Below are 24405 nucleotides of genomic sequence, written 5' to 3' on the forward strand. Positions count from 1 at the left end.
ACGCCAGAGTCGCTCGGCGGCGGGGCATTCGGCACGGAGGCGATCGCGTCGGCGGGAGACATGACGGACGGTCCGCTGCAGCAGCGGACGCTCGAAGTGCCGGCGTCAGCCTGCGCGGCACGCCCCATTCCAAGGGCGCCCGCAGCCTCATTCTCGAATCCGCCGCACGCTCCAGTCGAAGCTGCCCCGGCACACCGGCGTTCCCGTCGCGTCGGTCACCTCGGCCTGCGTGGAGAGCCGGGCCTTCGGGCTTTCGCCCGACAGCAGCGGTTGCAGGGCGCGTCTTGCCTCGTCGGCGAGGCGGCACGTGGCGACCAGCCTCCCGCGTGCCGGGGCGAGGAATTCGATCTCGGCGGCCGTCCCCAGGGGCACGATCCCGTCGAGGTCACCGGTGCGGGTGCCCGAGGCGATGATCGCTCCCAGGCCGGCCGCGTCGATCAGGGCGATGAGCCCGCTGGAATGCAGTGAACCGATCACGTTCGCCAGCTCCCGCGGTGTCTCCAACGCGACCTCGGCCGCGCCGTCGGCGGCCCGGAGCACCTCGATTCCGGCCGTGCGATGCGCCGGTATCGGCTCCAGGAGGGTGCGGGCCAGTGCCGTCATGTCCATCGCCGCACCGTTGCACGGCCCGCTTACGACCGGGTGACTTCAGGGGCAACGCCTTGGGCCATGCGGACCCTGTCCCATCCCACCGAGACAAGATAGGAACAGATTTTCGAATATAGGGGTACGCTGAATCTGTGACCACGCACCTCCAGGGCTCGCTCTTCGACCAGACCGACCAGCTGCGCCTCGGCCCCCTCGACGGGATCCGTAGGACACGGCTCGGCCTCGGCGCCTGGATCGACGTCCTGCCCGGATGGCTCGGCGGCTCGGACACACTGTTCGGACAGCTGGCCGCGGAGGTCCCGTGGCGTGCGGAACGACGCAAGATGTACGACCAGGTCGTCGATGTACCCCGGCTGCTCGCGTTCTACGGAGCGGACGACACCCTCCCGCATCCCGTGCTGCACGAGGCGCGCGGCGCCCTGTCCGCTTACTACGCCGACGAGTTGGGCGAGCCGTTCACCACGGCCGGGCTCTGCTACTACCGCGACGGGCGGGACAGTGTGGCCTGGCACGGCGACCGGATCGGGCGGGGTGCCCGCGAGGACACGATGGTGGCCATCCTCTCCGTGGGCGCGCCGCGCGATCTGCTGCTGCGTCCGATGCGGGGCGGCGACAGCGTGCGGCGCCCGCTCGGGCACGGCGACCTCATCGTCATGGGCGGCTCCTGCCAGCGGACCTGGGAGCACTCCGTTCCGAAGTCCACCCGCGCCGCGGGACCGCGCATCAGCATCCAGTTCCGCCCGCACGGCGTGCAGTGAGGCGGAGAGGCGGCCGCTACTGCTGCACGCAGGGGGCTGCCTCCGGCGGACGGTGCCGGAGGCAGCCCTTCCGCCGCTTCCGCGGATACCCGGCCCTCGCAGCCCCGCCGCTTCGAATGCGCCCCTGAGCTCACAGATTGGCGCGGACCCGTCGCTTCCGGCGCGGGCCGGGTCTGCTTTGCTGGTGCTGTCGGGCAGGGACCTCACCACGCGGGGCAAACATGCAGGCAGACGTGCGGCAAGTCGCCGACGGCATTCACTTGGTACACGGCAGCAACACCAACTGGGTGATCCTCACCGAGGGCGACGAGATCACGCTGGTCGACACCGGCTACCCCGGGGACCGGGAGCAGGTGCTCGCGTCCCTGACGGCGGTGGGCGCACCGGAGGCGGTCGCGGCGGTGCTGATCACGCACGCCCACAACGACCATCTGGGCTGCACCGAGTATCTGCGCAGCACCTACGGCACGCCCGTGTACCTCCACGAGGCCGAAGTGCCGCACGCGCGCCGGGAGTTCCTGCACCAGGTGACCGTCGGGCAGGTTCTGAGGAACAGCTGGCGGCCCGGTGTGCTGCCCTGGTCGGTGCACGCCCTGCGCTCCGGCGGCACGGCCCATGTGCCGGTCGCCGCCCCGGAGCCGTTCCCGGCGGCGGGCCCGCTGGACCTGCCGGGGCGGCCCGTGCCGGTGCACACGCCCGGCCACACCGATGGACACGCGGCCTTCCACCTGCCGGACGCCGGGGTGCTGATCTCGGGCGACGCCCTGGTCACCGGTCACCCCACCTCGCGGCTGACGGGGCCGCAGCTGCTGCCCGACATGTTCCACCACGAGCGCGCCCGCGCCGTGGCCTCGCTGGACGTCCTGGCCGCGCTGGACGGCGATCTGCTGCTGCCGGGGCACGGCCCGGCGCACCGCGGTCCGGTCCGTGAAGCGGCACTTCAGGCCAAGGAGCGCGCCCTCTAAGGTGAGGTGACGATCACCCGCGAGGCAAGGACACGCGAGCCATGGCACTGCAGATCAGCGCGACCAACCCGGAGCATCCCGCGCTCCTGCTGGCCCTGCCCTGGCACCTGCCCCTGGAGGAGTGGCCCGACGAGTACCTGGTGCCGCTGCCGCGCGGCATATCCCGGCATGTGGTGCGCTACGCCCGCGCCGGCGACGAGGTGATCGCCGTCAAGGAGCTCGCCGAACGGCCCGCCCTGCGCGAGTACGAGCTGCTGCGCGACCTGGACCGGCTCGGCATCCCCGCGGTGGACCCGCTAGCAGTGGTCACCGGGCGCGCCGACGAGGCGGGCGACCCGCTGGAACCGGTGCTGATCACCCGGCATCTGCGCGGCTCGCAGCCGTACCGCTCGATGTTCGAGACGACGATGCGCCCGGCCACCATGCACCGCCTCATGGACGCGCTGGCCGTGCTGCTGGTCCGTCTGCACCTCGCCGGGTTCGCGTGGGGCGACTGCTCACTGTCCAACACCCTCTTCCGGCGCGACGCGGGAGCCTACGCCGCCTACCTCGTGGACGCCGAGACCGGCGACCTGCATCCCCGACTCAGCAGCGGGCAGCGCGACTACGACCTCGACCTCGCCCGCGTGAACATCAGCGGTGAACTCCTCGACCTGGAGGCGTCCGGGGCGCTGCACCCCTCCGTGGACCCGGTCGAGTTCGGCATGGAGATCTGTGCGCGCTACGGGGACCTGTGGCAGGAGCTCACCCGCACCTCCGTGTACCCGGCGGGCAAGTACCACTACATCGAGCGCCGGATCCGCCGCCTCAACGAGCTCGGTTTCGACGTGGCCGAGATGCAGATCCAGCACTCCTCCAACGGGGACACCGTCACCTTCGTCCCCAAAGTCGTCGACGCCGGCCACCACCAGCGCCAACTGCTGCGCCTGACCGGCCTGGACGCCGAGGAGAACCAGGCGCGGCGACTGCTCAACGACCTGGAGAGCTGGATGGCCACCCAGGACGACTACGCGCCCGGCGACCCCCTCGCGGCCCGCCCCGAGGTGCTGGCCCACCGGTGGGTGCGGGATGTCTTCCGGCCCACCGTGCGCGCCGTGCCCCTCGAACTGCGTGGCGCGATGGACCCGGCGGAGATCTACCACGAGCTGCTGGAGCACCGCTGGTACCTGTCCGAGGGGGCGCAGCACGACATAGGGCTGGACACGGCGGTCGAGGACTACATCGAGAACGTGCTGCCGAAGGCGCGGGACACCCTGGAGGCCGTCACCCCTGAGTGACTCAGGCGTGCGGGACCACGGCCACCGGGCAGTTCGCGTGGTGCAGCACCCCGTGCGCCACCGACCCGATGCGCGCGCCCACGGCCGTACGGTGCGCGCGCCGGCCGACGACCATCAGCTGGGCCCGCGCGGCCACCGACAGCAGCACCTGTCCCGCGCTGCCGATCTCCACATGTTCGATGACAGGCACGTCGGGGAAGCGCTCCCGCAACGGCTGCAGCGCGGCGGAGAGTGCCTTCGTCTCGAACGGTTCCAGGCCTCCGGCCTCGTCGAGGAGGTGCATCGAGCCCGGGCTGTACGCGAACACCGGCGGCAGCGTCCAGGCTCGCACCGCACGCACGGTGGCGCCGCGGGCGGCCGCCGTCTCGAACGCGAACCGCAGCGTCTCGGCGCTGTCGTCCGGCTCGCCCTGCTGGCCGACGACGACCTCACGTCCGGCAGCCTCGGCCGTCGGCTGATCACCGGCGCGCACGAGCACCACCGGCCGCGCGGCCCCGGCGATCACCTGCTGACCGACGGAGCCGAGCAGGAAGCCGACGACGGGCCCGTGCCCGCGCGAGCCGAGGACCAGCATCTCGGCTTCCGCGGCCGCGGCGAGCAGCGTGTCGACCGTCTCCCCCGCCACGACATCGCTGGCGACGTCGAGGTCCGGGTGCCGCGCGGTGACGCCCCGGACAGCCTCGGCCAGCGCATCCTGCACCCACCCGGCCTGTGTGTCCGGTTCCGCCGCGTCGATCGCCTCGTACGGCTGGAAGTGCCACGCCTGCACCACCCGCAACCCCAGCCCCCGGCGGACCGCCTCCCGGGCCGCCCAGTCCAGAGCGGCGACGCTCTCCTCGGTTCCGTCGACCCCTACGGTGATCGGGCGCGTCATGGGGCTGCCTCTCGGTGTCGTGATCATGTCCCTCTCACCCAGTCTTCACTACGCTCGTCCCATGGCCTTGGAATGGGAGCAAGTTGTCGTGGACGCCGCCGACCCCGTCGCCCTGGGACGGTGGTGGACCGAGGCGCTGGGCTGGGTCGTGGTCAACGACGCGGCCGACGAGTACGAGATCCGGCCGGAGAAGGACCGGCTGCCGGGGCTGCTCTTCGTGCCCGTACCCGAGGGCAAGACCGTCAAGAACCGCCTCCACCTGGACTTCCGTCCCGACGACCGGGACGCGGAGGTCGCCCGTCTGCTGGCGCTGGGGGCGCGGCACGCGGACATCGGGCAGGGCGAGCAGACCTGGGTGACGCTGGCGGACCCCGAGGACAACGAGTTCTGCGTGCTCTCCTCGCGCCGCGGCTGACGGCCGCCTGCTGCATACCGGAGCGAAGCGGGACGATCGAACATACGATGGGCGGGAGCCGGCGCGGCGTCCGTCTTTGCGACAGGGCTCGCCGTGCCGTCGGTCCGACCACTCGGGGTGGGAGACGTATGGCACAGGCGTCCGACGCAGCGCGGACCGTCATCATGACCGTGGACGACGACCCGGGAGTGTCCCGAGCCGTCGCCCGCGACCTGCGGCGCCGCTACGGCGAGTCGTACCGGATCGTCCGCGCGGAGTCCGGCGAGTCGGCGCTGGAGGCACTGCGGGAGCTGAAGCTGCGCGGTGATCTCGTGGCCGTCGTCCTGGCCGACTACCGCATGCCGCAGATGAACGGCATCGAGTTCCTGGAACAGGCCCTCGACGTGTATCCGGGCGCCCGGCGGGTGCTGCTGACCGCGTACGCCGACACCAACGCGGCCATCGACGCGATCAACGTCGTCGACCTCGACCACTACCTGCTCAAGCCCTGGGACCCGCCCGAGGAGAAGCTCTACCCCGTCCTGGACGACCTGCTGGAGGCCTGGCGCTGCAGCGACTTCCGGCCGGTGCCCAGCACCAAGGTGGTCGGGCACCGCTGGTCGGCGCGTTCCTCGGACGTACGGGAGTTCCTGGCCCGCAACCAGGTGCCGTACCGCTGGTACTCGGCGGACGAGCCCGAGGGGAAGCGGCTGCTGGCGGCGGCCGGGCAGGACGGGCAGCGGCTGCCGCTCGTGATCACCCCGGACGGGACGCCCCTGGTCGAGCCGGAGGCGCCCGAGCTGGCCGCGCAGGTGGGGCTGGCGACGACGCCGGCGGCGGACTTCTACGACCTCGTCGTCATCGGCGGCGGGCCCGCCGGGCTCGGTGCCGCGGTGTACGGGGCGTCGGAGGGGTTGCGGACCGTCCTCGTGGAGCGGTCGGCGACCGGCGGGCAGGCCGGCCAGAGCTCGCGGATCGAGAACTACCTGGGCTTCCCGGACGGCGTGTCGGGCGCCCAGCTGACCGACCGGGCCCGGCGGCAGGCGGCGAAGTTCGGCGCGGAGATCCTCACCGCGCGCCAGGTCACGGGACTGGAGGTCAACGGGTCCGCGCGGACCGTGCGGTTCTCCGACGGCTCGGCGGTCGCCGCGCACAGCGTGATCCTCGCGACCGGCGTGTCGTACCGGCAGCTGGAGGCGCCGGGCTGCCACGACCTGACCGGCTGCGGGGTGTTCTACGGCTCGGCGCTGACCGAGGCGGCCTCCTGCCAGGGGCACGACGTGTACATCGTCGGCGGCGCCAACTCCGCCGGGCAGGCGGCCATGTACCTGTCCAGGGGCGCCAAGTCGGTGACCCTGCTGGTGCGCGGGGCGGACCTGTCGGCGTCGATGTCGTACTACCTGATCCAGCAGATCAACGAGGCGCCGAACATCTCGGTACGCGCGCGTACCGTCGTCGAGACTGCGCACGGAAGCGACCACCTGGAGCAGCTCACCCTGCGCGACGTGGACACCGGCGAGACCGAACTCGTCGACGCGCAGTGGATGTTCGTGTTCATCGGCGCGGCCCCGCTGACCGACTGGCTCGACGGCACGGTGCTGCGGGACGAGCACGGGTTCATCCTGGCCGGACCCGACCTGACACCCGACGGGCGGCCTCCGGCGGACTGGGAGCTGGACCGTCCGCCGTACCACCTGGAGACCAATATTCCCGGCGTGTTCGTGGCGGGCGACGCACGCGCCGAGTCCGCCAAACGCGTCGCGTCCGCCGTCGGAGAGGGAGCCATGGCCGTGATGCTCGTCCACCGGTATCTGGAGCAGTCGTGAGCGGGCAGGTGATGCCCTGCAGCCCGCAGGAGATAGGTGCGCTGTTCCTGTTCGAGAAGCTCACCCCCGAGCAGCTGGGGCGGCTGTGCAGCGAGGGGCGGGTGGAGCGGTTCGAGGCGGGGCCCGTGTACACCGAGGGCGAGCCCGCCACCTGCTTCTTCGTGATGATCGAAGGCACGGTCGTGCTGTCCCGGCGGGTCGGCGGTGACGACGTGGAGGTCACGCGTGCCTCGCAGCCCGGGGTGTACGCCGGGGCCATGCAGGCGTACATCAAGGACCGGGTCCGGCAGGTCTACAACAACTCGATGCGCGTCACGGAGACGACGCGGTTCTTCGTGCTGCCCGCCGACACGTTCGCGGCCATCATGCAGGAGTGGTTCCCGATGGCGGTGCATCTGCTGGAGGGGCTGTTCTTCGGTTCGAAGAGCACCCAGCGGGCCATCGGGCAGCGGGAACGGCTGCTGGCGCTGGGCTCGTTGTCCGCCGGGCTCACCCACGAGCTCAACAACCCGGCGGCGGCCGCCGTGCGGGCCACCGCGACGCTGCGCGAGCGGGTCGCGAAGATGCGGCACAAACTGGGCGTCATCTCCGCGGGCCCGTATCCGCGCGAGGCCCTGGCGAACCTCATCGAGGTCCAGGAGCGCACCGCCGAACTCGTCGCCAAGGCGCCGACGTTGAGCCCGCTGGAGGCTTCGGACCGGGAGGACCAACTCACCGACTGGCTCGACGACCACGGCATCCCGGACGGCTGGCGGGTTGCGCCCACGTTTGTGCAGGCCGGTCTGGACATCGACTGGCTGGACCAGGTCGCGGCGGACGTGGATCCGGAGATCCTGCCCGGGGCTATCGGCTGGCTCAACTACACGGTCGAGACCGAGCTGTTGATGGACGAGATCGAGGACTCCACGACCCGTATCTCGCACCTGGTCGACGCGGCCAAGCAGTACTCGCAGCTCGACCGCGCCCCGTACCAGAACGCCGACGTCCACGAACTCCTCGACAGCACCCTGCTGATGCTGTCGGGCAAGATCGGCTCACGGATCGAGGTCGTCAAGGACTACGACCGCACCCTCCCGAAGATCCCCGCCTACCCGGCGGAGCTCAACCAGGTATGGACCAACCTGATCGACAACGCGGTGCACGCCATCAACAGCACCGGCGGAGAGGGCACCTTGACCGTGCGGACGGCTCTCGACCACGACCGGCTGCTGGTGGAGTTCCGCGACACCGGGCCCGGCGTGCCGCCGGAGATCCGCGGCCGCATCTTCGACCCCTTCTTCACCACCAAGCCGGTGGGTGAGGGCACCGGGCTGGGTCTGGACATCTCCTGGCGGATCGTCGTCAACAAGCACCACGGCACCCTCCAGGTGGAGTCCGAGCCCGGCGACACCCGTTTCCAGGTCCTCCTGCCCCTGACCGCGGCGGACGACGACACACCGGAGGAGCCCGCATGACCAGCGCCAACGGAATCGACACCGGCATCCCGCCGAGCGGCAGCGGGTGCGTCGAGTGCGACGCGGTCGGCGGCTGGTGGTTCCATCTGCGGCGCTGCGCGCAGTGCGGGCACATCGGCTGCTGCGACGACTCCCCCGCCAAGCACGCCAGCGCCCACTACCGGGACACCGGCCACCCGGTGATCCGCAGTTTCGAGCCGGGCGAGGGCTGGTTCTGGAACTTCGACACCAACGAGCTGTACGAGTCCGGACCCGACCTGGCTCCCCCGGTGAGCCATCCCGCGGACCAGCCGGCGCCGGGCCCTGCCGGGCGGGTGCCGGAGGATTGGGCTCGGGAGCTGCGGTCCTGATCGCCTAAGGGGTTGGGACGGACCGTGTTGCGGCGGGTGCGGGCTGTCTGTGGCAAGTCGCGCAGTTCCCCGCGCCCCTGGAGGGCCGTTGCAGCACCCCCAGTTTCAGAAGCACTGTCAGTGCTGCGTGCCAGGATGGATCCGTGCCGCAGACCGTATTCACCACGCCATTCACCCCGCCGTTCATCGGCCGGGACGACGAGATCGCCCGGCTGGCCGGGATGCTGGAGCGGGCCCGCGGCGGGGAGGCCCGGGCCGTGCTGCTCGCCGGGGACGCCGGGGTGGGCAAGACCCGGGTGCTGGACGAGGTCGCGGGGCGGGCCGCCCGGGCCGGGATGACGGTCCTCACCGGTCATTGCGTGGACCTCGGTGACGTCGGGCTGCCGTATCTGCCGTTCACCGAGGTGCTGGGCGTGCTGTCGGCCGACGAGCGGTTCGCGGAGGCGCTGGCCGCGCATCCGGTGGTGGACCGGCTGCTGGGTGCGGGGACGGACGCCGTGCGGGATGTGGGAGGACGGCTGCGGCTGTTCGAGGGCATGGCGGGGCTGCTGGCCGATCTGTCGGAGATCGCTCCCCTGCTGCTGGTCCTGGAGGACCTGCACTGGGCCGACCAGTCCTCCCGGGACCTGCTGCGGTTCCTGCTCAGCCGGGGAATCCTGCAGCGGCCCGCGGGCGGTGCGCCCACGCACCGGCTCGCGGTGTTCGCCTCGTACCGCGCGGACGACCTGCACCGCCGCCACCCCCTGCGCCCTCTCCTCGCCGAGCTGGTGCGGCTGCCTGCCGTCGAGCGGCTCGAGCTGCGGCCCATGGCCGACGCCGAGGTGACCCGGCTGGTGCGCGCGCTGCAGGACCGTCCGCTGCCGGAGGCCACGGTCCGCGGGATCGTCGAGCGCGCCGAGGGCAACGCCTTCTACGCGGAGGAGCTGCTCGCGGCCACGGACACGGAGGCGGGCGGCGTGCCCAGCGGGCTGGCCGACGTCCTCCTCATCCGTATCGAGCAGCTGTCCGACACCGCCCAGCAGGTGCTGCGCACCGCTGCCGTCGCCGGGCGGCGGGTGGAGCACGACCTGCTGCGCGACGCGGTCGGGCTGCCCGAGGACGCACTGGAGGCGGCGCTGCGCGAGGCGATCGGCCGCCAGCTCCTGATGCCGGGCGACGCGGACACATACGCCTTCCGGCACGCCCTGGCCCGGGAGGCGGTGTACGCGGATCTGCTGCCGGGCGAGCGGTCCCGGCTGCACGGCTCCTTCGCCCGGCTCCTCACGGGGCGCGGGCACCGGGCCGAGAGCGCGGCCGAGCGCGCCCACCACTACCGCGAGAGCCATGATCTGGCCGAGGCGCTCGCCGCCTCCCTGGAGGCGGCCGGGCACGCCGACCGGGTGGGCGCACCCGCCGAGGAGCTACGGCACCTGGAGACGGCCCTGGATCTCTGGGAGTCGGTGGACCCGGCGGCCCGCCCCTCGGGCGACGGCGTCGACCGGGTGACGCTGACGCTGCGCGCCTCGGCGGCGGCCGCGCATGCCGGTGAGTCGCACCGGGCGGTGTCCCTCACCCGGGCCGCGCTGGCGAGCATCGGCCAGGACACGGACTCCGAACTCGCCGCCCGGGTCAGGTACACGCTGGCCGGGAATCTGATGAGCGTCGACAGTCTGACGGCGGCGTTCGCCTACAGCAGCGAGGCGCTCGCCATGATCCCCGCCGAGCCGCCGACCCGGACCTGGGTGTGGGCGGCGGCCACGCATGTCATGACGGCCCGCCACATGGGAGAGAACGAGACGGCGCTGCGGGTCGCCCGCGAGGCCCTGCGCGTCGCCGAGCAGCTGCGGGTCACGGACGCGCAGGCCGACCTCCTCATCTCCCTGGCCGTCCTGGAGGGCGGCGGCCGGCGCACCGCCGAGGGCCGTGCGCGGCTGGAGCAGGCCCGGGAGCTGGCCCGGCGGGCGGGGAACGCGCCGGTGGAGATGCGCGCCCTGTTCAATCTCGCCGTCGGCTGCTTCGAGTCGGGCGACCTGGAGGGCTGTCTGCCGTGGGTGACCGAGGGCCTGGACCGCGCCCGCCGGGCCGGGCTGCTGTCGTCGCCGTATCCGCTGGAGATGCGGTATCTGCATCTGCTGGTGCTGTACACGCTGGGTCGCTGGGACGAGTGCGTGCGGGCCGCGGCAGCCGACACGGCCGTGCTGCCCTCGGCGGGCGGGTATGCCATGGGGCCTGCCTTGTATGTGGCGCTGGCCCGCGGCGACCTGGGTGCCGTCGAGCGGGCCCGGGTGCTGCTGGAGGGGCCCTTCGACTGGATGGCGACGCTGGTCGCGGGCATCGCGCTGACCGAGGCTGCGGTGCTGCGGGGTGAGCCGGAGGCTGCCGTGGAGCGGACGCGGGCCACGGTCGGCGCGCTGACCGACGACGTGGGCAACCGCCCCTACGCCTCGGTCCGGCTGGCGGCGCTCGCCCTGTCGGCGGTCGCCGACGCCGCGGTGGAACTGCGCTCGTCCGGCGGCGACTGGCACCGCTGGAAGGACACCGCGGACGAACTGGTCGAGCTCGCCCGGCAGTCGGCCCTGCACGGCGAGGACGGCACCGCCCAGGGCCCGGAAGGGCTGGCCTGGCTGGCCCGCGCCGAGGCGGAGTGGGTACGGGCGCTGTCCGGACCGGACGCGGCGGCCTGGGAGGAGGCGGTGACCGCGTTCGGCTTCGGCGATGTGTATGAGCGCCTGCGCTGCCAAGTGCGGTTCGCCGAGGCCCTGTTGACGGCCGAGCGGCGCGAGGAGGCGGCCGTGCAGGCGCGCGAGGCGAGAGCGGTGGCCGGACGGCTCGGCGCGGCGCCCCTGCTGGAGCGGATCGACGATCTGATACGCCGGGGTCGCCTCGCCGATGCCGCGTCGGACGGCGAGCGCCTCTCGCCGCTGACCGCCCGCGAGCAGGACGTGCTGCGGCTGCTCGCCCGCGGCCGCAGCAACCGGCAGATCGGCGAGGAACTGTTCATCACCGGCAAGACGGCGAGTGTCCACGTCTCCAACATCCTGGCCAAGCTGGGCGCTTCGAGCCGTACGGAGGCAGTGGCGATCGCGTACCGGCAGGGGCTGATCGCACCGGAGCCGACGACATCGGGCTGACCTCAGTCGCGGGGGTGCGAGGCGGCGCAGTCGAGACTGGTCAGGTCGACGGCGTCCGCCATGGCCTGCATGCCCTTGTCGTTGGGGTGCAGATGGTCGCCGCCGTCGAAGACGGGAAGGATGCGCTCGGGGTCGTAGGGGCTGCGGAGGGTGTGATCGAAGTCGGTGACGGCGTCGAACTCGCCGCTGTTGCGGATGAATTGGTTCACTTCCCCGCGTACCTTCTCGTCGGCCGGGTCCCATTCCGGCCAGCCCTTGAACGGGGCGACGGTCGCGCCGACGACGCACTTGCCGGCCGCATGGACCCGCTCGACGATCTCGCGGTAGCCGGCGATCAGGTCCTGGGCGGTGACTCCCGTGTGCGCCTTGAGGTCGTTGACGCCCTCGAAGAGGAAGACGGTGCGGACGCCCGGCTGGGAGAGGACGTCGCGCTGCAGACGCTTCAGGGCGCTCTGGCCGCCGCCGTCGGCGAGTACCTGGTTGCCGGAGATTCCCTCGTCCGCCACGCCTTTGACGTGGGTGCCGGCGGATCGCAGCCGGCGGGCGAGGTAGTCGGGCCAGCGGCGGTTGAGGTCGGCGGTCGACTGCCAGCCGTCGGTGATGGAGTCGCCGAGGGCCACGACTGCCGCGGTGCCGGCGGTCGGGCGTACGGAGAGGGTGTCCAGGTAGGACCAGGAGCCGATGGTCTGGGTCCAGTGGGTGGCGCTGTCCTCGGCGGTGTGGTCGCCCTGGCTCGTGTAGGACGTCTGCATGGCCATCCCGTGGCCGGTCGCGGGGCCTGCCGCGTCCGGTGAGTGGATGCTGACCACCAGGTCGGTCGCGGCCGGGAGTCTGCCGGGCAGGGGGTCGCTCAGCGCGGCGGCGCCCGCGGGGACGGTGACGGAGCGGGCGCCGCGAAAGGTCAGCCGGTGGTTGCTGCCGGGGACCAGTGCGGCGCCCTCCTGCCGGCGGCCGGCGTAGACGCTGTCGAAGGTCACCGGCCGGTCCCCGAAGGCGTTGGAGAGCCGGATCCGCAGGTCGCTCCCGGCCACGCTGGTGTGGACCACAAGGCGGTAGCCGCGGTCGGCGGCCGAGTCGCCCATGCGGTCGGCGCTCGCACCCCAGGTGACGACGTCACGGCGGTCGACGGGCGCTCCCACTACGACGAATCCGGGCTGGTCACCGGATGCGTGCACCGGGGTGGCCTGGATGGCACCGGCCAGCAGCAGGAGGGCTCCCAGGCGGCCGGCTCGGGCGAAGCGGGCCCTCACCGGGCGAAGTCCTTCAGCGTGACGGAGCCGCCGGGTTCGAGGCTCACGGACCGGGACGTGTCGCCGTAGGCCACCGTCGTGGTGCGGCCGCCCACGCTGCGGATGAGTGCCTCGGTCGGCTTCCCGTTCTGCCAGCGCAGGTCGACGACGAAGCCGCCACGGGCCCCGATGCCCTTCACCGAGCCCGACTTCGCCCAGGCGTCGGGGAGCGCGGGCAGGAGTTCCAGGTGGCCCGGGCGGGAGTAGAGGAGCATCTCGATGACGGCGGCCGGTGTGCCGAGGTTGGCGTCGATCTGGAAGACGCCGTTGCCCGGGCCCAGTTCGTAGATGTCGAAGAGATTGGCGGCGGTGCCGTTGCTGCCGTTGGTCGAGGGGCGGAGGTTGTTGACGATCAGCCGGTAGGCGCTCTCGGCGTTCTTGAGGCGGGCCCAGCACAGGCTGCGCCAGGCGTTGGCCCAGCCGAAGCTCTCCATGCCGCGGGCGGTGAGCAGGGCGGTGGCACCGGCCACGATGTCGGCCGGGATGGAGCCGTCGGGGCGGATGCGGTCGCCCGGGAACAGCCCGATGAGCGGCGACAGGTGCCGGTGGGTGGTTTCGCCGAGGTTGTCGGGGGACATCCACTCCTCCAGCCAGCCGGTCTTCGGGCTCACCTGCGGGAGATACAGCCGTTTGCGGAGGCCGGAAACGGTGGCCGCGTATGCATTGTCGCACTTGAGTTCGGCCGCCGCAGTGCAGTAATGACCGAACAGCGCCCACACCAGTTCCTGGGCGTAGGTGATCCCTTTGGCGTCGAGCGGACCGTGCTCCGGCGACCAGTCGCTGTCGGCGATCAGCACCTCGCGCGAGGTGCCCGGGAGGGTGGTGGTGAGCAGCCGTGCCTCCCAGAACTCGCAGGCGCCCTTGAGGAGCGGGTAGATCTTCTCCAGATGGGACCGCGAGCGCGTGAACTCGTAGTGGTCCCAGAGTGTGTTGCACAGCCAGGCGTTGCCCGCGGGGTGCCACCACCAGCCGCCCCCGCCGAAGGGGTTGGTGGAGATGGCGACCGTCCAACCGGCATTCCTGCCACTGGAGTTGCGGTAGCGGTTGCGGGAGTCGTTGAACAGACGGCGGGTCAGATCGGTCCAGGCGGGGGCCTGGGCGACGCAGTAGTCGGTGAACGCGTCGAAACAGGCGGAAAGGCCGGCCCGGTCGGCCATCCAGTAGTTCATCTGGATGTTGATGTCGGTGTGGTAGTCCCCCATCCAGGCCGGGTCATTGCCGTCGAGCCACAGCCCCTGGAGGCCCAGCGGCAGGCTGCCGCGCGACCCGGAGATCATCAGGTAGCGGCCGAACTGCACATAGGCGGCTTCGAGTTCGGGGTCGGGGTCGCCGCTGCCCGTCCGCGCTTTGATCCGCTCCCAGGTGTCCAGGGAGCGCTGCTCGGCGGACGACGTTCCCAGCGAGATGTCGAACTTCCCGAACAGGGCGCGGTGATCGGCGACATGGGTGCGCAGCAGAGTGTCGGCCGAGTGGGCGGCGGCGTCGCGGACCTTGGTGCGTGCCAGGCGCTCGGGGTCGAGGGAAGGGTCGCGGAAGCCCTTGACCGCGTCCGGCGCGTAGTTGGTACCACCGCTGACCACCACAGTGAGGTCCTTGCAGCCGACGAAGGCGATCTGCGAGCCGCTGACCGTGACGCGACCTCCGGTGCCGTATGCGGTGACGGCGGCTCCGTACTTCAGGCCGCCTGGAAACGCAGCACCGAACGCGACCGACGCACCCTCGCCGTGTGTACCCTCCAGCCTGACGGTGCCGGTGTAGCGGCCGCCTCCGCTCTGGGTGAAGTGGAGGACGATCACGTCGTCGGGACGGCTGGCGAAGATCTGCCGCTCATAGGTCACACGTGAGCGGGTGTACGACGTGGTCACCACGCCCTGGGCGAGATCGAGGGTGCGGCGGTAGCCGGTGACGGCGCCGAGGTCGTGGTCGGGGATGTCGACGGTGAGCCGCCCGAGCAGGGTGAAGGAGCCGAAGTTGTCTCGGTCGTAGGGGAATTGGCCGTCCGCGTCCAGCTGGTCGTTGAGGCCGCCGGTCCACAGGGTGGCGTCGGTGAGGAGGAGGAGTTCGCGGCCGGGGTCGTTGCTCGCGAGGGCGCCGAGGCGGCCGTTGCCGACGGGCAGTCCCTGTTCGATCATGGAGTTGTCGTCGGCGGGGGCCTCCCACCAGAGCGTGTCGGGTGAACTGCCGTCGTACGGGGCCGAGTTCACGGGCCGTTTCGGTGCCGCGGAGGCGGTGAAGGCGGGGAGGGCGGCCAGGGCGGCTCCAGTGGTCGCGGCGAGGGCGATGAGGCTGCGTCTGGGCAGCAGGCGGGACGGGTCGGTGGTCATGGCGGCTCCTGGTGGGTCGTTCAGGACGACTTCGGTACGTCGATCCGGTCGATGTCCGGCGCGTAGCTGTTGCCGCTGTCGAAGGTGATCGTGTTGGAGCCGGCCTTGAGGGTCAACGGCACACTGACCGTTTCGGCCGTCGACCAGTCGCCGGTGGACGGGAACTTGTGGTTCGCCGCGCCGCCGCCGTTCGTGGAGACGGCGACCGAACGGGCGTCGCCGCTGACGTAGTCGATCTTCACCTGGTAGGTGCCGGCCTTGGGGACGACGATGTCGTTGAAGGTGAGCTTTCCGCCGAGGTAGAGGTTGCCGACCTTGTGGCCGCCCGAGCAGGCGGAGCAGTCGGCGACGGAGGCGTTGCCGGTGAGGGTGTTCGCGGGCGACTCGGCCTCGTAGCCGGTGTAGGCGAGCGTGCTGCCGTGCGGGGTGACGGTGAACAGGCGGGAGCCGTGGGCGGGCAGGGCCTCGGTGACCTTGTCCTTGTGGGTGCCGAGGTTCTCGTGGTTCCACAGGTCGCGCACGGCGGCCGTGCCGGTGAAGCCGAGGGAGGCCCAGGAGGCGGAGACTGCGGCGGGACGGTCGGCAAGGTTGAACAGGGCGACGGTGTAGGTGCCGTCGGGGTTCTTCGCGGCCCACACCTGCTGCGGGTCGGACGGGGTGATCGGACGTGCGGGCGGGGTGTTGCCCTGATTGAGCGCGATCACCTCCTTGTTGGTCAGCAGGGAGAGGCCGTAGGAGTCGAGGCGGGTGAGGTCGTCGCCGGTGAAGAGCGGTGACTTGGCGATGGCCCACAGGGTGGCGTAGCTCTGCCGCTCGGCCTTGGTCAGGCCGTCCATCCCGCCGTTGCCGACGTCCAGCGAGTCGAGGTCGTTCCAGCCGCCGGGGCCCGCATGCCGCGTCCAGCCGGGGGTGTCGTCCCAGCGGTCGTCGACGGAGTTCTCCCAGCTGACCAGGGTGTTGCAGTAGCACTCGACGTCGGTGTCGATGCGCCAGCCCTGCGAGTACTTCTTCCAGTCGGCGGCGTGTCCGATGTCCAGGGACCAGGACAGTTCGAGGTGGATCGGGCGGCCGGTGGCGGCGATGGCCTTGTTCCAGGCGGCCACGTCGGCAACGTTGTCGTACTGGTCGCCGCTCTTTCCGGAGCCGGGGCCGACGCCGTCGAGCTTGAGGAAGTCGTAGCCCCAGCCGGCGATCAACTCGGCCTGCGAATCTATGTACTTCTGGGTGCAGGGGCGGGAGAAGTCGAGTTGGTAGGAGCTGTCCCAGCCGTTGGTGGTGCGCAGATCGCTGTGGACGATGTCGGCAGTGGTGCAGCCGTCGGCGTTCCAGACGGGTGTTCTGCCGTCGCCGTACGCCTCCTTCTCCAGACCGGCGGGCAGGTAGATGCCGGCCTTGAGGCCCTTGGCGTGGATGCGGTCGGCGACGGCCTTCATTCCGCTGGGGAAGCGCTTCGGGTCGGCCTGCTGGCGGCCGTACTGGTCGTATTCGGGCTTCCAGGCGTTGTCGCGCCACCAGCCTGCGTCGATGTTGACGTATTCGTAGCCGTACTTCTTCAGCTTGGCGGCGAGGGCATCGGTCTGCTTGGAGACGTTCGCCTCAGTGAGATAGCTGTAGTCGCCGTCCGGGTTGAGGCCGGGGTATTTGGACGACTGCATGCTCCAACTCGACCAGCCCATATAGGGCTTGGCCGCGAGGGCGGGTGCCGTGCTCGCGGCGGGTGCGGTGGTCTCGGCCCGGACCGCGGGGGCGACGGTGACGGCAGCGGCGGCGAGTGCGAGGACCACCACGGCTCTCAGGGTGCGTGCGGGCATGACGGAGTACGAGGATGACCGCATGGGTCGTACCTCCAGGGGGAGTTGGTTCAGCGGCTCGGGCGTGGTTCGTCGGGGGTGATGAAGGACTGGATCGCGGTGGCCGCGGCCCCGCGGGCCCACTCCTCGAAGGGGAGCGGGCGGGTCTGTACGTCGCAGTCGGCGGCGGAGCCGAAGGCGGCCGCGGCGAACGTGTCGCGGATCTGCTCGGCGAACAGGTCGTAGGCGGCGAGGCCCTCGCCGGAGATGATCACGCGTTCGGGGCCGAGAAGATTGGCGACGGTGGCGATGCCGCGGCCGATCGCCTCGCCCGCCCTGGCGTACGCCTCGCGGGCTCCGGCGACCCCCTGGTGGGCCAGGGTCACGGCCTCGGCGGTGTCGGCGACCTCGACGCCCGTGGTCTCGCGGATCCGGCGGACGATCGCGGCGTCCCCCGCGATCGCCTCCACACAGCCGCGGTTGCCGCAGCGGCAGGGCGGTCCCGCCGGGTCGACGGTCACATGACCGATCTCGCCGGCGACGCCGTGCGCACCGGCGATCACCCGGCCGTGCACCACGAGGCCGCAGCCGATACCGGCGCCGACCGTCACCACGGCGAAGTCGGACAGCCCCACTCCGGCCCCGAACCACTGCTCGGCGACGGTCAGGGCACGTACGTCGTTCTCGACGGTGACCGGCAGCCCTGTTGCCTCGGCGGCGAGTTCGGCGAGGGACACATCCCGCCAGTCCAGGAAGGGCGAATAGCGGACGACCCCTTCGGTGCGGTCGACGTCGCCGGAGACCGCGACGCCGAGGCCGAGGACGGGCGTGCCGAAGTCCTCGGCCTCGGCGAGCAGTTCGTGCACCAGGTCAGTCATCGCGGCCAGCACGGCCTTGGTCGCCCTGTCCGTCAGTGGTACACGCCGGGCGAGCCGGATACGGCAGCACAGGTCGGTCAGCACGCCGATGAGCTCGTCGCCGGTGGCCTTGACGCCGATGAACAGCGCCCGTCCGCCGTCGACCCGTACCAGGGTCGCGGGCCGTCCGAGGGCCGGGCGCGCCTCCTCGTCGGCGGTCTCCACCAGATAGCCGTCTGCAAGCAGCGGACGGACGGCCTTGGTGACGGCGGCCGCAGACAACCCGGCCCGGCGGGCCACCTCCAGGCGGGTCAGGGGCCCTTGGGACAGGACCGTGGTGAAGATCTGCGAAGCGGCAGGCGTATGGGCGGGGAACGTCTCGGCAGTCGGGGTCGAGCGCATGGCCGGGAACCTAGGGCCGTTATTTTCCGCTGTCAATAAAAGAAACAGGAATCGCCTGAAGGGTGACTGTGAGGTTCCGGTGGCCTTCAAATGACGGGTGAGGTGCAGGTGTTGGCAGCTGATCCGGCTATGTCAGTGCCGGAGGGCACAATCGCCCGTATGACGACGATCGACTGGCGCGAGCTGACCCACGCCTACGGATCGGCGGCGCCGAGGACGACGCGGTGTGGTCCGGACGTTTGTGTCGGCCGAGGACTACGTGGGCGGGACGGACGGGCAGGCGCGGCTGCGCGGCGAGGCGACCGCAGCAGGACAGGCGGAGGCCGCCCGGGCTCTGACGTACGTCTTCGGCGAGGGGCGCTGTCCCTCCTGCGGCACTGTGTTCCTTGTGGCGCAGGAGGTGGAGAAGCAGTGGATCCGACCCGGGCGCCCCGTTGTGCGGGGCGCCCGGACCGGTGTCCTCGCTCCGCGGTCAGCGGTGCGCGGCCGGGGTGTTGGCCTCGGTGACATTGACCGCGGACCAGGCCTGGTCCACCGTCTTGTACTCCGTGCTGTCCGCGCCGTAGAGGTCCTTGGCCGCCTTCAGCGTCGCGACGCGCGCGTTGTGGAAGTCGGTCGTGGAGACCATGTAGCGGGTCAGGGCCCGGTAGAAGATGGCCGTGGCCTTGGTGCGGCCGATGCCCTTGACCGTCGAGCCGTCGTACGTCGGCGAGTCGTACTTGACGGTGCCGATCGTCTTCTGGCCGCTGCCCTCGGCGAGCAGGTAGTAGGCGTGCGAGGAGACGCCGGAACCGGCGTGCACCTCGGCGTCGTACGCCTCGGGCGACCAGTAGTCGATCGTGCCCTCGAGCCGGTCGAGCGACGGGTGGTCGAGGCGGCGCAGGAACTTCTGGGCCAGTCCCATCTTCTCGCCGATGAGGTAGTCCGGCGTGTCCTTCGGGTTGTTGGCGAAGAACTCGACGTTCGAGCCGAAGATGTCCGCGAGGGACTCGTTCAGCGCGCCCGGCTCGCCGTACTGGTTGCCCTCCGCGTCGACGCGGGTGGGCTCCAGCTTGGCGGTGGCGTCGACCACGCCGTGGGTCAGCTCGTGGCCGGTGACGTCCAGGGCGACCAGCGGCTTCTTGAACATGTCGCCGTCGCCGTCGCCGTAGAGCATGCAGTCACAGGTCGAGTCCCAGAACGCGTTGGCCACCTTGTTGCCGAAGTGGACCATGGCGTGGGCGCCCTTGCCGTTGTTCTCGATGCCCTTGCGACCGAAGGTCTTCTTGTAGAAGTCCAGGGTCTTGGTGACGCCGTACTGGGCGTCGGCGGCGGCGCTGTTCCGGCTGGAGACGGCGCCGTTGCCGAAGACATCGTTGGTGGTGGTGATCTTCTTGCCGCGCGCGAAGCTCTCCAGCTCCTGGCCCTTGGCGTCCCGGGTCTCGGTGCCCCAGCGGGTGGGGTCCTTGAGCAGGTAGGTGGTACGGGCCGTGCGGGTGGTGGTGAGCGGGACGACGCCGACGAAGAGGGACTTGCCGGTGCCGTGGGCCGTCGACGGGTAGCGGGTGGCGCCAACCGCAGACGAAGCCGCCGTGAGTCCGGCGACCTGGGAGCCGACGCCCGTGGCGGGGTCGAGCTTCTCGCCGCGCTCGCGCAGGGTGTCGAGCAGCCCGGGCGAGAGGAACTCGTCGCTGTCGGGCGTGTTGCTGCGCACCTTGCCGGTGAGGGCGTCGACGACGACCGTCCGGGAGCCGGTGCCCTCGGCGGTGCCACTGTCGGTGACCGACACCTGGTAGGCGAGGGCGGAGGCGCCGTCACGGGCGTCCACGACGAGTTCGGCGGTCCCGGCGTCGCCCTTGGCGGCCGCGGCCGCCTTCTGCTGGGCCTCGGCGGCCGACAGCTTGGCGGTGGTGGCGGCGGGCTTGACGGTGTGCCCGGCGGCCCGGGTGACACCCGCGTACGCCAACTGCTTGGTGAGGTGAACGACGAGGTCGCCACCGAGGACCGTCATGCCCTGATGCGCCCGGGTGAACCGGACGTGCCGGGCACCCTCCGGGTCGATCATGACGTCCTGGGCCTGCAGTTCGTCGCCCTGGGAGACGCCGGTCGCAGAGGCGTGGGCGAAGGCGGCGGCGCGGGCGGCGGACACCACGGACGCGGCCGTGGTGGCGGCGGTGGCGTGCCCCGTCTCGGTGGTGGTGCCGAAGGCTGTGCCGGCCAGACCCGTGGCGGCCGTCGTCACAGCGACGGCGACCGCCACGCTGCGTATGTGCGGTCTACGCACTGATGAGGGTTCCTTCCTTGCAAGGCGGCCGGGATCACCAACCGCCTTGACGCATGGCTCCGTTGGGTGCCATGGGGGCTGGTCGGGCCCCGGGAAGTAACCCTTTCGGACGAGTCATGTCCATGTAAAGACTAAAATATCGCTTTCCGTGCGATATATGGCAATACTTTGCAAATCCACATCGCTCAGTGATCAGCGGGTGACGAACTGTGCGTCGACTGTGGAGATGTGACGACACGGAAGAAAGTTGCCTCACGTGAATGTGACCCATCTCGCATCCAAGGGCACGGTCCTGGGAACGGTCGTGCTCTCCCTCCTCACGGTCCCCGCACACGGCACCCCCACCGGGACGCTGCCGAAGCCCGACCTGACGGGCCTTCAGAGGGTTCTCGCCACCGCGTACCGGCAGGGCGCGCCGGGCGCGGTCGCCCGGATCGACGACCACGGCAGGATCCAGTGGGCCGCCATGGGCTTCGCGGACCGCAGGAGCCGACGGCCGATCAGCAATGCCGACCGGTTCCGCATCGGCAGCGTCACCAAGACCTTCACGACCGTCGTGCTGATGCAACTGGCCGACGAGGGCAAGCTGCGACTCGACGCCCCCGTCGAGCGCTATCTGCCGGGGCTGCTGCCGGACCGCACGATCACAGTGCGCGAGCTCCTGGGCCACCGCAGCGGCCTGTACGACTACACGAACGCGATGTTCTCGAAGTCGGTGCCCGGCTTCGAGGCGGTCCGCACCAAGGTCTTCACCTACCGTCAGCTCCTGAACCGCTCGCTGTGGCACGGGCGCACCGGCGCCCCGGGCGTCACGTACTCGTACTCCAACACGAACTTCGTGGTCGCCGGCATGCTCGTCGAGAAGCTGACCGGGCACTCCGTACGGACGGAGTACGAGAACCGCATCTTCAAGCCGCTGAAACTGCGCGACACCTTCTACGTCGTCCCCGGCACGAAGATCCCCGGCCGCCACGCCAGGGGGTATCTCGCCCCGGACCGGGCGGGCGCGCCGATGATCGACGCCACCGAGCAGACGATGTCCTGGGCGCAGAGCGCGGGTGCGGTCATCTCCAGCACGCGGGATCTGAACACCTTCTTCTCCGCCCTGCTCGGCGGCCGGCTGACGTCGCACGCGCAGCTTCAGCAGATGGAGCGCATGGTGCCGGTCGACAGCACCCAGGCCTACGGGCTGGGGCTGCGGCGCCGTCAGCTGTCGTGCGGGATCTCGGTGTACGGGCACACGGGCGCCGTCCAGGGCTACTACACGTACGCGTTCGCCACGAAGGACGGCAGGCGCAGCCTCACGGCGGTGGCCACCACCTCCAACAACGTTGCGGTGCTCAACACGATGATGGGCACGCTGGAGTCCGCGTTCTGCGGCAAGCAGACGAAGACACGGCGTGCGGCAGCGCCCGTCGAGCGGTACGAGGACATCGCTCCCGGGGTTGCCCGCGGCTGACCCGGCGGGAACCCGCCCGCCCTGGTGGACGTTGTCCGGTCGAGCCCACTGCAGGCACGACCGACGACACCAGGGCGGCGCAATGAGCGAGTTGGTCCCCGGGGGCAACATGCCCCTTCCGGCTGGTGCCGTGACGGTCCGGGTGCCAGGCCCCTTCGACGTGTCGGCGCTGATCACGGACGACGGGGGCAAGGTCCGGGGCGACGGCGACTTCGTGTTCTACAACCAGCCCTCCGCCCCGGGCGCCCGGCTGACCGGCGACACGCTCACCGTAGACCCGCCGCGGCTGCGCCCGGGAGCCACCAGGGTCACCGTGGTCGTCAGCCCGGCCGAGCCCGGCACTCCCCTGGGCCGCCTGCCGGCCCCCACGCTCCACGTCTCGGATCCGGGCGGCCGCCGCCTGGCCAGCTTCACCCCGCCACGCCCGGCGCAGGAGACGGTGCTGCTGCTCGCGGAGTTCTACCGGCGGGGCGGCGGCTGGAAGCTGCGCGCCCTGGGGCAGGGGTATGCCGACGGGCTCGCCGGTCTCGCGAGGGACTTCGGCGTGGACGTCCTCGACGATGCGACCTCGGCGGTGCCGCCGAGGACACACGGGCTGCAGTCCAGCTCTGCGACGCGACGGACACCCGGGGCCCGGGTCACGTCCCCGACGCCACCGCCGCCTCCGTCCCGGCCCACATCGCCGACGCGACCGAACTGGCCGTCCCACCCCACGCCTCCGACACCGCCGACTTCGCCACCCCGGTCCACACCCCCGACCCCAGCGCGCGTCGGAGCCCGCCCGCCGTCCCCGACGCCACCGATCCCCAGGGCCCGCTCCAACTCCCCCACCCCGGCCGACCCCGACGGCTTTCTCGGTCTGGTCAACTCCGCTCGCGCCGCGGCCGGTTCACCGCCCGTCGTTCTCGACGCCCGTCTGACGTCCGCGGCCCGCGCCCATGCCGGTGCCATGGCCGCGGCGGGGTGCCTCGGTGTCGAGGGCCGGGACGGTGTCTCCGTCTACCAGCGCGTCACGGCCGCCGGATACGCATATCTCACCGTCGGCGAGCATCTGGTCTCCGGCCCGCGTACGCCCGCCGAGTTCGTCCGGTACTGCCTGAGCGACGAGCAGCCCGGCCGCACCCTGCGCGACCCGGCTTTCACCCACGCAGGCCTGGCGTACGTCGGCGACGGCCGCTCGGGCGACACGTACTGGACCGCGCTGTGGGCCAGACCTCTCACGCCGGGCGACCTGGCGCGGACGGCGGCCGAGGTCGTCGACCTCACCAACCGGGAGCGCGCCAGGGCCGGTCTGCCTCCGCTGGCCGTGGACCCCCTGCTCGCCACCGCGGCGCAGGCGCACAGCGCGGACATGGTGGCCCGCGCCTTCTACTCGCACACATCGCCGGAAGGCGGTCAGCCCTGGGACCGGGCCGCCGCCGCGGGTGCACGCCGGCGCTCGATCGGCGAGAACATCGCCTGCGGCCAGCGCTCCCCCGCCGAGGTCGTGGACGGCTGGATGAACAGCCCCGGCCACCGCGCCAACATCCTCAAGCCCGCTTTCACCCACATCGGGATCGGCTTCGCCGGCGGCGGCCCGGCCGGCATGTACTGGACGCAGCTGTTCGGCGCCTGACCACTGGAAACCGCTCCTCCCCGCGATCTTGGCGGAATGGAATCCTCCGGGACAGGATGCCCGCATGAAGGGTTCCCTCTTTTCCAGCGAGTACATGGTCCAGCCGGCCGCCGCGCCCGGCATGACGATCGAGAACGCCAAGTGCATCAAATACGCGGTGAACGGCGAGATGCTCGCCCGCCAGGGCGCCATGGTCGCCTACCGCGGCAACCTCCAGTTCGAGCGCAAGGGCCAGGGCGTGGGCGGCATGCTCAAGCGCGCGGTCACCGGGGAGGGACTGCCGCTCATGGCGGTGCGCGGACAGGGCGAGGCCTGGTTCGCGCACGAGGCACAGAACTGTTTCATCGTCGAGGTCGACCCCGGCGACGAGTTCACCGTCAACGGCCGCAACGTCCTGTGTTTCGACGCCTCGTTGTCGTACCGGATCGCGACGGTGAAGGGCGCGGGCATCGCCGGCGGCGGCCTGTTCAACAGTGTCTTCACGGGGCAGGGCAGGCTGGGCCTGGTCTGCGAGGGCAATCCGCTGGTGATCCCGGTCTCGCCGCAGTTCCCGGTGTACGTGGACACGGACGCGGTCGTCGGCTGGACGGCCGGTCTGGGCACCTCGCTGCACCGTTCGCAGTCCATCGGATCGATGCTGCGCGGGGGCAGCGGGGAGGCCGTGCAGTTGATGCTGCAGGGCGACGGGTACGTCGTCGTACGGCCGAGCGAGGCGACGCCTCAGAAGGCCCAGCAGCACTGAGGCCCATCGCGCCCCGTGAAGTGATCTGCGCCTCAGGAGCAACCTCT

18 protein-coding genes are annotated in these 24405 nt (G+C 71.2%); 11 read left to right on the forward strand and 7 right to left on the reverse strand.

All coding sequences use genetic code 11. From position 1 onward, the window contains the following. Nucleotides 1-147 precede the first annotated feature (147 nt). Nucleotides 148-609, reverse strand: coding sequence for a PaaI family thioesterase (locus P2Q00_RS04260; protein ID WP_275769697.1), 462 nt, complete (start codon nucleotides 607-609; stop codon nucleotides 148-150). Nucleotides 610-740: 131 nt separating this feature from the next. On the opposite strand from P2Q00_RS04260, the gene P2Q00_RS04265 reads away from it, so the two are divergent. From P2Q00_RS04265 to P2Q00_RS04275, 3 genes are all read left to right on the forward strand, one after another. Continuing rightward, nucleotides 741-1367, forward strand: a complete 627-nt coding sequence (locus tag P2Q00_RS04265; protein ID WP_275769698.1) for an alpha-ketoglutarate-dependent dioxygenase AlkB — start codon at nucleotides 741-743, stop codon at nucleotides 1365-1367. A 221-nt stretch (nucleotides 1368-1588) separates the two neighbouring features. Beyond that, entirely contained in the window at nucleotides 1589-2332 is a 744-nt protein-coding gene (locus P2Q00_RS04270; RefSeq protein WP_275769699.1) for an MBL fold metallo-hydrolase, read from the forward strand. A 41-nt stretch (nucleotides 2333-2373) separates the two neighbouring features. Next, nucleotides 2374-3609 carry a DUF4032 domain-containing protein gene (locus P2Q00_RS04275; RefSeq protein WP_275769701.1) on the forward strand — a complete coding sequence of 412 codons (1236 nt, stop codon included), beginning with the start codon at nucleotides 2374-2376 and terminating at the stop codon, nucleotides 3607-3609. A 1-nt stretch (nucleotide 3610) separates the two neighbouring features. Here the strand turns inward: P2Q00_RS04275 and P2Q00_RS04280 are convergent, their stop codons facing one another. Continuing rightward, nucleotides 3611-4483, reverse strand: a complete 873-nt coding sequence (locus P2Q00_RS04280) for a universal stress protein (protein ID WP_275769703.1) — start codon at nucleotides 4481-4483, stop codon at nucleotides 3611-3613. A 61-nt stretch (nucleotides 4484-4544) separates the two neighbouring features. Here P2Q00_RS04280 and P2Q00_RS04285 point away from each other — a divergent pair, with 61 nt between their 5' ends. The 5 genes from P2Q00_RS04285 (at nucleotide 4545) to P2Q00_RS04305 (ending at nucleotide 11617) form a co-directional block, all read left to right on the forward strand. Beyond that, nucleotides 4545-4898, forward strand: a complete 354-nt coding sequence (locus tag P2Q00_RS04285; RefSeq protein ID WP_275769705.1) for a VOC family protein — start codon at nucleotides 4545-4547, stop codon at nucleotides 4896-4898. Between the two features lie 128 nt (nucleotides 4899-5026). Next, a complete protein-coding gene (locus P2Q00_RS04290) occupies nucleotides 5027-6703 on the forward strand; it encodes an NAD(P)/FAD-dependent oxidoreductase (RefSeq protein WP_275769707.1) in 1677 nt (558 codons plus the stop codon). After that, nucleotides 6700-8157, forward strand: a complete 1458-nt coding sequence (locus P2Q00_RS04295) for an ATP-binding protein (protein ID WP_275769708.1) — start codon at nucleotides 6700-6702, stop codon at nucleotides 8155-8157. The genes P2Q00_RS04290 and P2Q00_RS04295 overlap by 4 nt, the downstream gene beginning before the upstream one ends. Then, on the forward strand, nucleotides 8154-8507 hold the full coding sequence (locus P2Q00_RS04300; RefSeq protein WP_275769710.1) for a UBP-type zinc finger domain-containing protein: 354 nt from the start codon (nucleotides 8154-8156) through the stop codon (nucleotides 8505-8507). Before P2Q00_RS04295 ends, P2Q00_RS04300 begins: the two co-directional genes overlap by 4 nt. A 143-nt stretch (nucleotides 8508-8650) precedes the next feature. Then, nucleotides 8651-11617: a helix-turn-helix transcriptional regulator gene (locus P2Q00_RS04305; RefSeq protein ID WP_275769711.1), complete on the forward strand. Its 2967-nt coding sequence runs from the start codon at nucleotides 8651-8653 to the stop codon at nucleotides 11615-11617. Nucleotides 11618-11619: 2 nt separating this feature from the next. Here P2Q00_RS04305 and P2Q00_RS04310 read toward each other — a convergent pair whose 3' ends face one another. From P2Q00_RS04310 to P2Q00_RS04330, 5 genes are all read right to left on the reverse strand, one after another. Then, nucleotides 11620-12867 (reverse strand): SGNH/GDSL hydrolase family protein, encoded by a 1248-nt coding sequence (locus P2Q00_RS04310; protein ID WP_275769713.1) that lies wholly within the window; start codon nucleotides 12865-12867, stop codon nucleotides 11620-11622. After that, nucleotides 12864-15230, reverse strand: coding sequence for a glycosyl hydrolase family 95 catalytic domain-containing protein (locus P2Q00_RS04315; RefSeq protein WP_275769715.1), 2367 nt, complete (start codon nucleotides 15228-15230; stop codon nucleotides 12864-12866). Before P2Q00_RS04315 ends, P2Q00_RS04310 begins: the two co-directional genes overlap by 4 nt. Before the next feature lie 20 nt (nucleotides 15231-15250). Further along, nucleotides 15251-17065, reverse strand: coding sequence for an alpha-galactosidase D (locus P2Q00_RS04320; RefSeq protein ID WP_275769717.1), 1815 nt, complete (start codon nucleotides 17063-17065; stop codon nucleotides 15251-15253). A 26-nt stretch (nucleotides 17066-17091) separates the two neighbouring features. After that, complete coding sequence (locus P2Q00_RS04325; RefSeq protein WP_275769719.1) at nucleotides 17092-18279, reverse strand: ROK family transcriptional regulator; 1188 nt, start codon at nucleotides 18277-18279, stop codon at nucleotides 17092-17094. A gap of 472 nt (nucleotides 18280-18751) precedes the next feature. Further along, nucleotides 18752-20542, reverse strand: coding sequence for a M4 family metallopeptidase (locus P2Q00_RS04330; RefSeq protein WP_275769721.1), 1791 nt, complete (start codon nucleotides 20540-20542; stop codon nucleotides 18752-18754). 256 nt (nucleotides 20543-20798) lie between these two features. On the opposite strand from P2Q00_RS04330, the gene P2Q00_RS04335 reads away from it, so the two are divergent. The 3 genes from P2Q00_RS04335 to P2Q00_RS04345 all read left to right on the forward strand — a co-directional run bounded on the left by P2Q00_RS04335 (nucleotide 20799) and on the right by P2Q00_RS04345 (nucleotide 24358). Continuing rightward, nucleotides 20799-22001, forward strand: a complete 1203-nt coding sequence (locus tag P2Q00_RS04335; protein ID WP_425579491.1) for a serine hydrolase domain-containing protein — start codon at nucleotides 20799-20801, stop codon at nucleotides 21999-22001. 82 nt (nucleotides 22002-22083) lie between these two features. Next, nucleotides 22084-23616 carry a CAP domain-containing protein gene (locus P2Q00_RS04340; RefSeq protein ID WP_275769724.1) on the forward strand — a complete coding sequence of 511 codons (1533 nt, stop codon included), beginning with the start codon at nucleotides 22084-22086 and terminating at the stop codon, nucleotides 23614-23616. Between the two features lie 64 nt (nucleotides 23617-23680). After that, nucleotides 23681-24358 carry an AIM24 family protein gene (locus P2Q00_RS04345; RefSeq protein WP_275769727.1) on the forward strand — a complete coding sequence of 226 codons (678 nt, stop codon included), beginning with the start codon at nucleotides 23681-23683 and terminating at the stop codon, nucleotides 24356-24358. Nucleotides 24359-24405: the final 47 nt, after the last annotated feature.

Origin of the sequence: Streptomyces coacervatus (genome assembly GCF_029223485.1) — a bacterium.
Classification (GTDB): Bacteria; Actinomycetota; Actinomycetes; order Streptomycetales; family Streptomycetaceae; genus Streptomyces; species Streptomyces coacervatus.

Bases quoted from the DNA above. Each gene is read 5' to 3' on its own strand.
- P2Q00_RS04260 (WP_275769697.1), bottom strand. From the start codon at position 609: ATGGACATGACGGCACTGGCCCGCACCCTCCTGGAGCCGATACCGGCG.
- P2Q00_RS04270 (WP_275769699.1), top strand. From the start codon at position 1,589: ATGCAGGCAGACGTGCGGCAAGTCGCCGACGGCATTCACTTGGTACAC.
- P2Q00_RS04275 (WP_275769701.1), top strand. From the start codon at position 2,374: ATGGCACTGCAGATCAGCGCGACCAACCCGGAGCATCCCGCGCTCCTG.
- P2Q00_RS04280 (WP_275769703.1), bottom strand. From the start codon at position 4,483: ATGACGCGCCCGATCACCGTAGGGGTCGACGGAACCGAGGAGAGCGTC.
- P2Q00_RS04285 (WP_275769705.1), top strand. From the start codon at position 4,545: ATGGCCTTGGAATGGGAGCAAGTTGTCGTGGACGCCGCCGACCCCGTC.
- P2Q00_RS04290 (WP_275769707.1), top strand. From the start codon at position 5,027: ATGGCACAGGCGTCCGACGCAGCGCGGACCGTCATCATGACCGTGGAC.
- P2Q00_RS04300 (WP_275769710.1), top strand. From the start codon at position 8,154: ATGACCAGCGCCAACGGAATCGACACCGGCATCCCGCCGAGCGGCAGC.
- P2Q00_RS04315 (WP_275769715.1), bottom strand. From the start codon at position 15,230: ATGACCACCGACCCGTCCCGCCTGCTGCCCAGACGCAGCCTCATCGCC.
- P2Q00_RS04320 (WP_275769717.1), bottom strand. From the start codon at position 17,065: ATGCGGTCATCCTCGTACTCCGTCATGCCCGCACGCACCCTGAGAGCC.
- P2Q00_RS04325 (WP_275769719.1), bottom strand. From the start codon at position 18,279: ATGCGCTCGACCCCGACTGCCGAGACGTTCCCCGCCCATACGCCTGCC.
- P2Q00_RS04340 (WP_275769724.1), top strand. From the start codon at position 22,084: ATGAGCGAGTTGGTCCCCGGGGGCAACATGCCCCTTCCGGCTGGTGCC.
- P2Q00_RS04345 (WP_275769727.1), top strand. From the start codon at position 23,681: ATGAAGGGTTCCCTCTTTTCCAGCGAGTACATGGTCCAGCCGGCCGCC.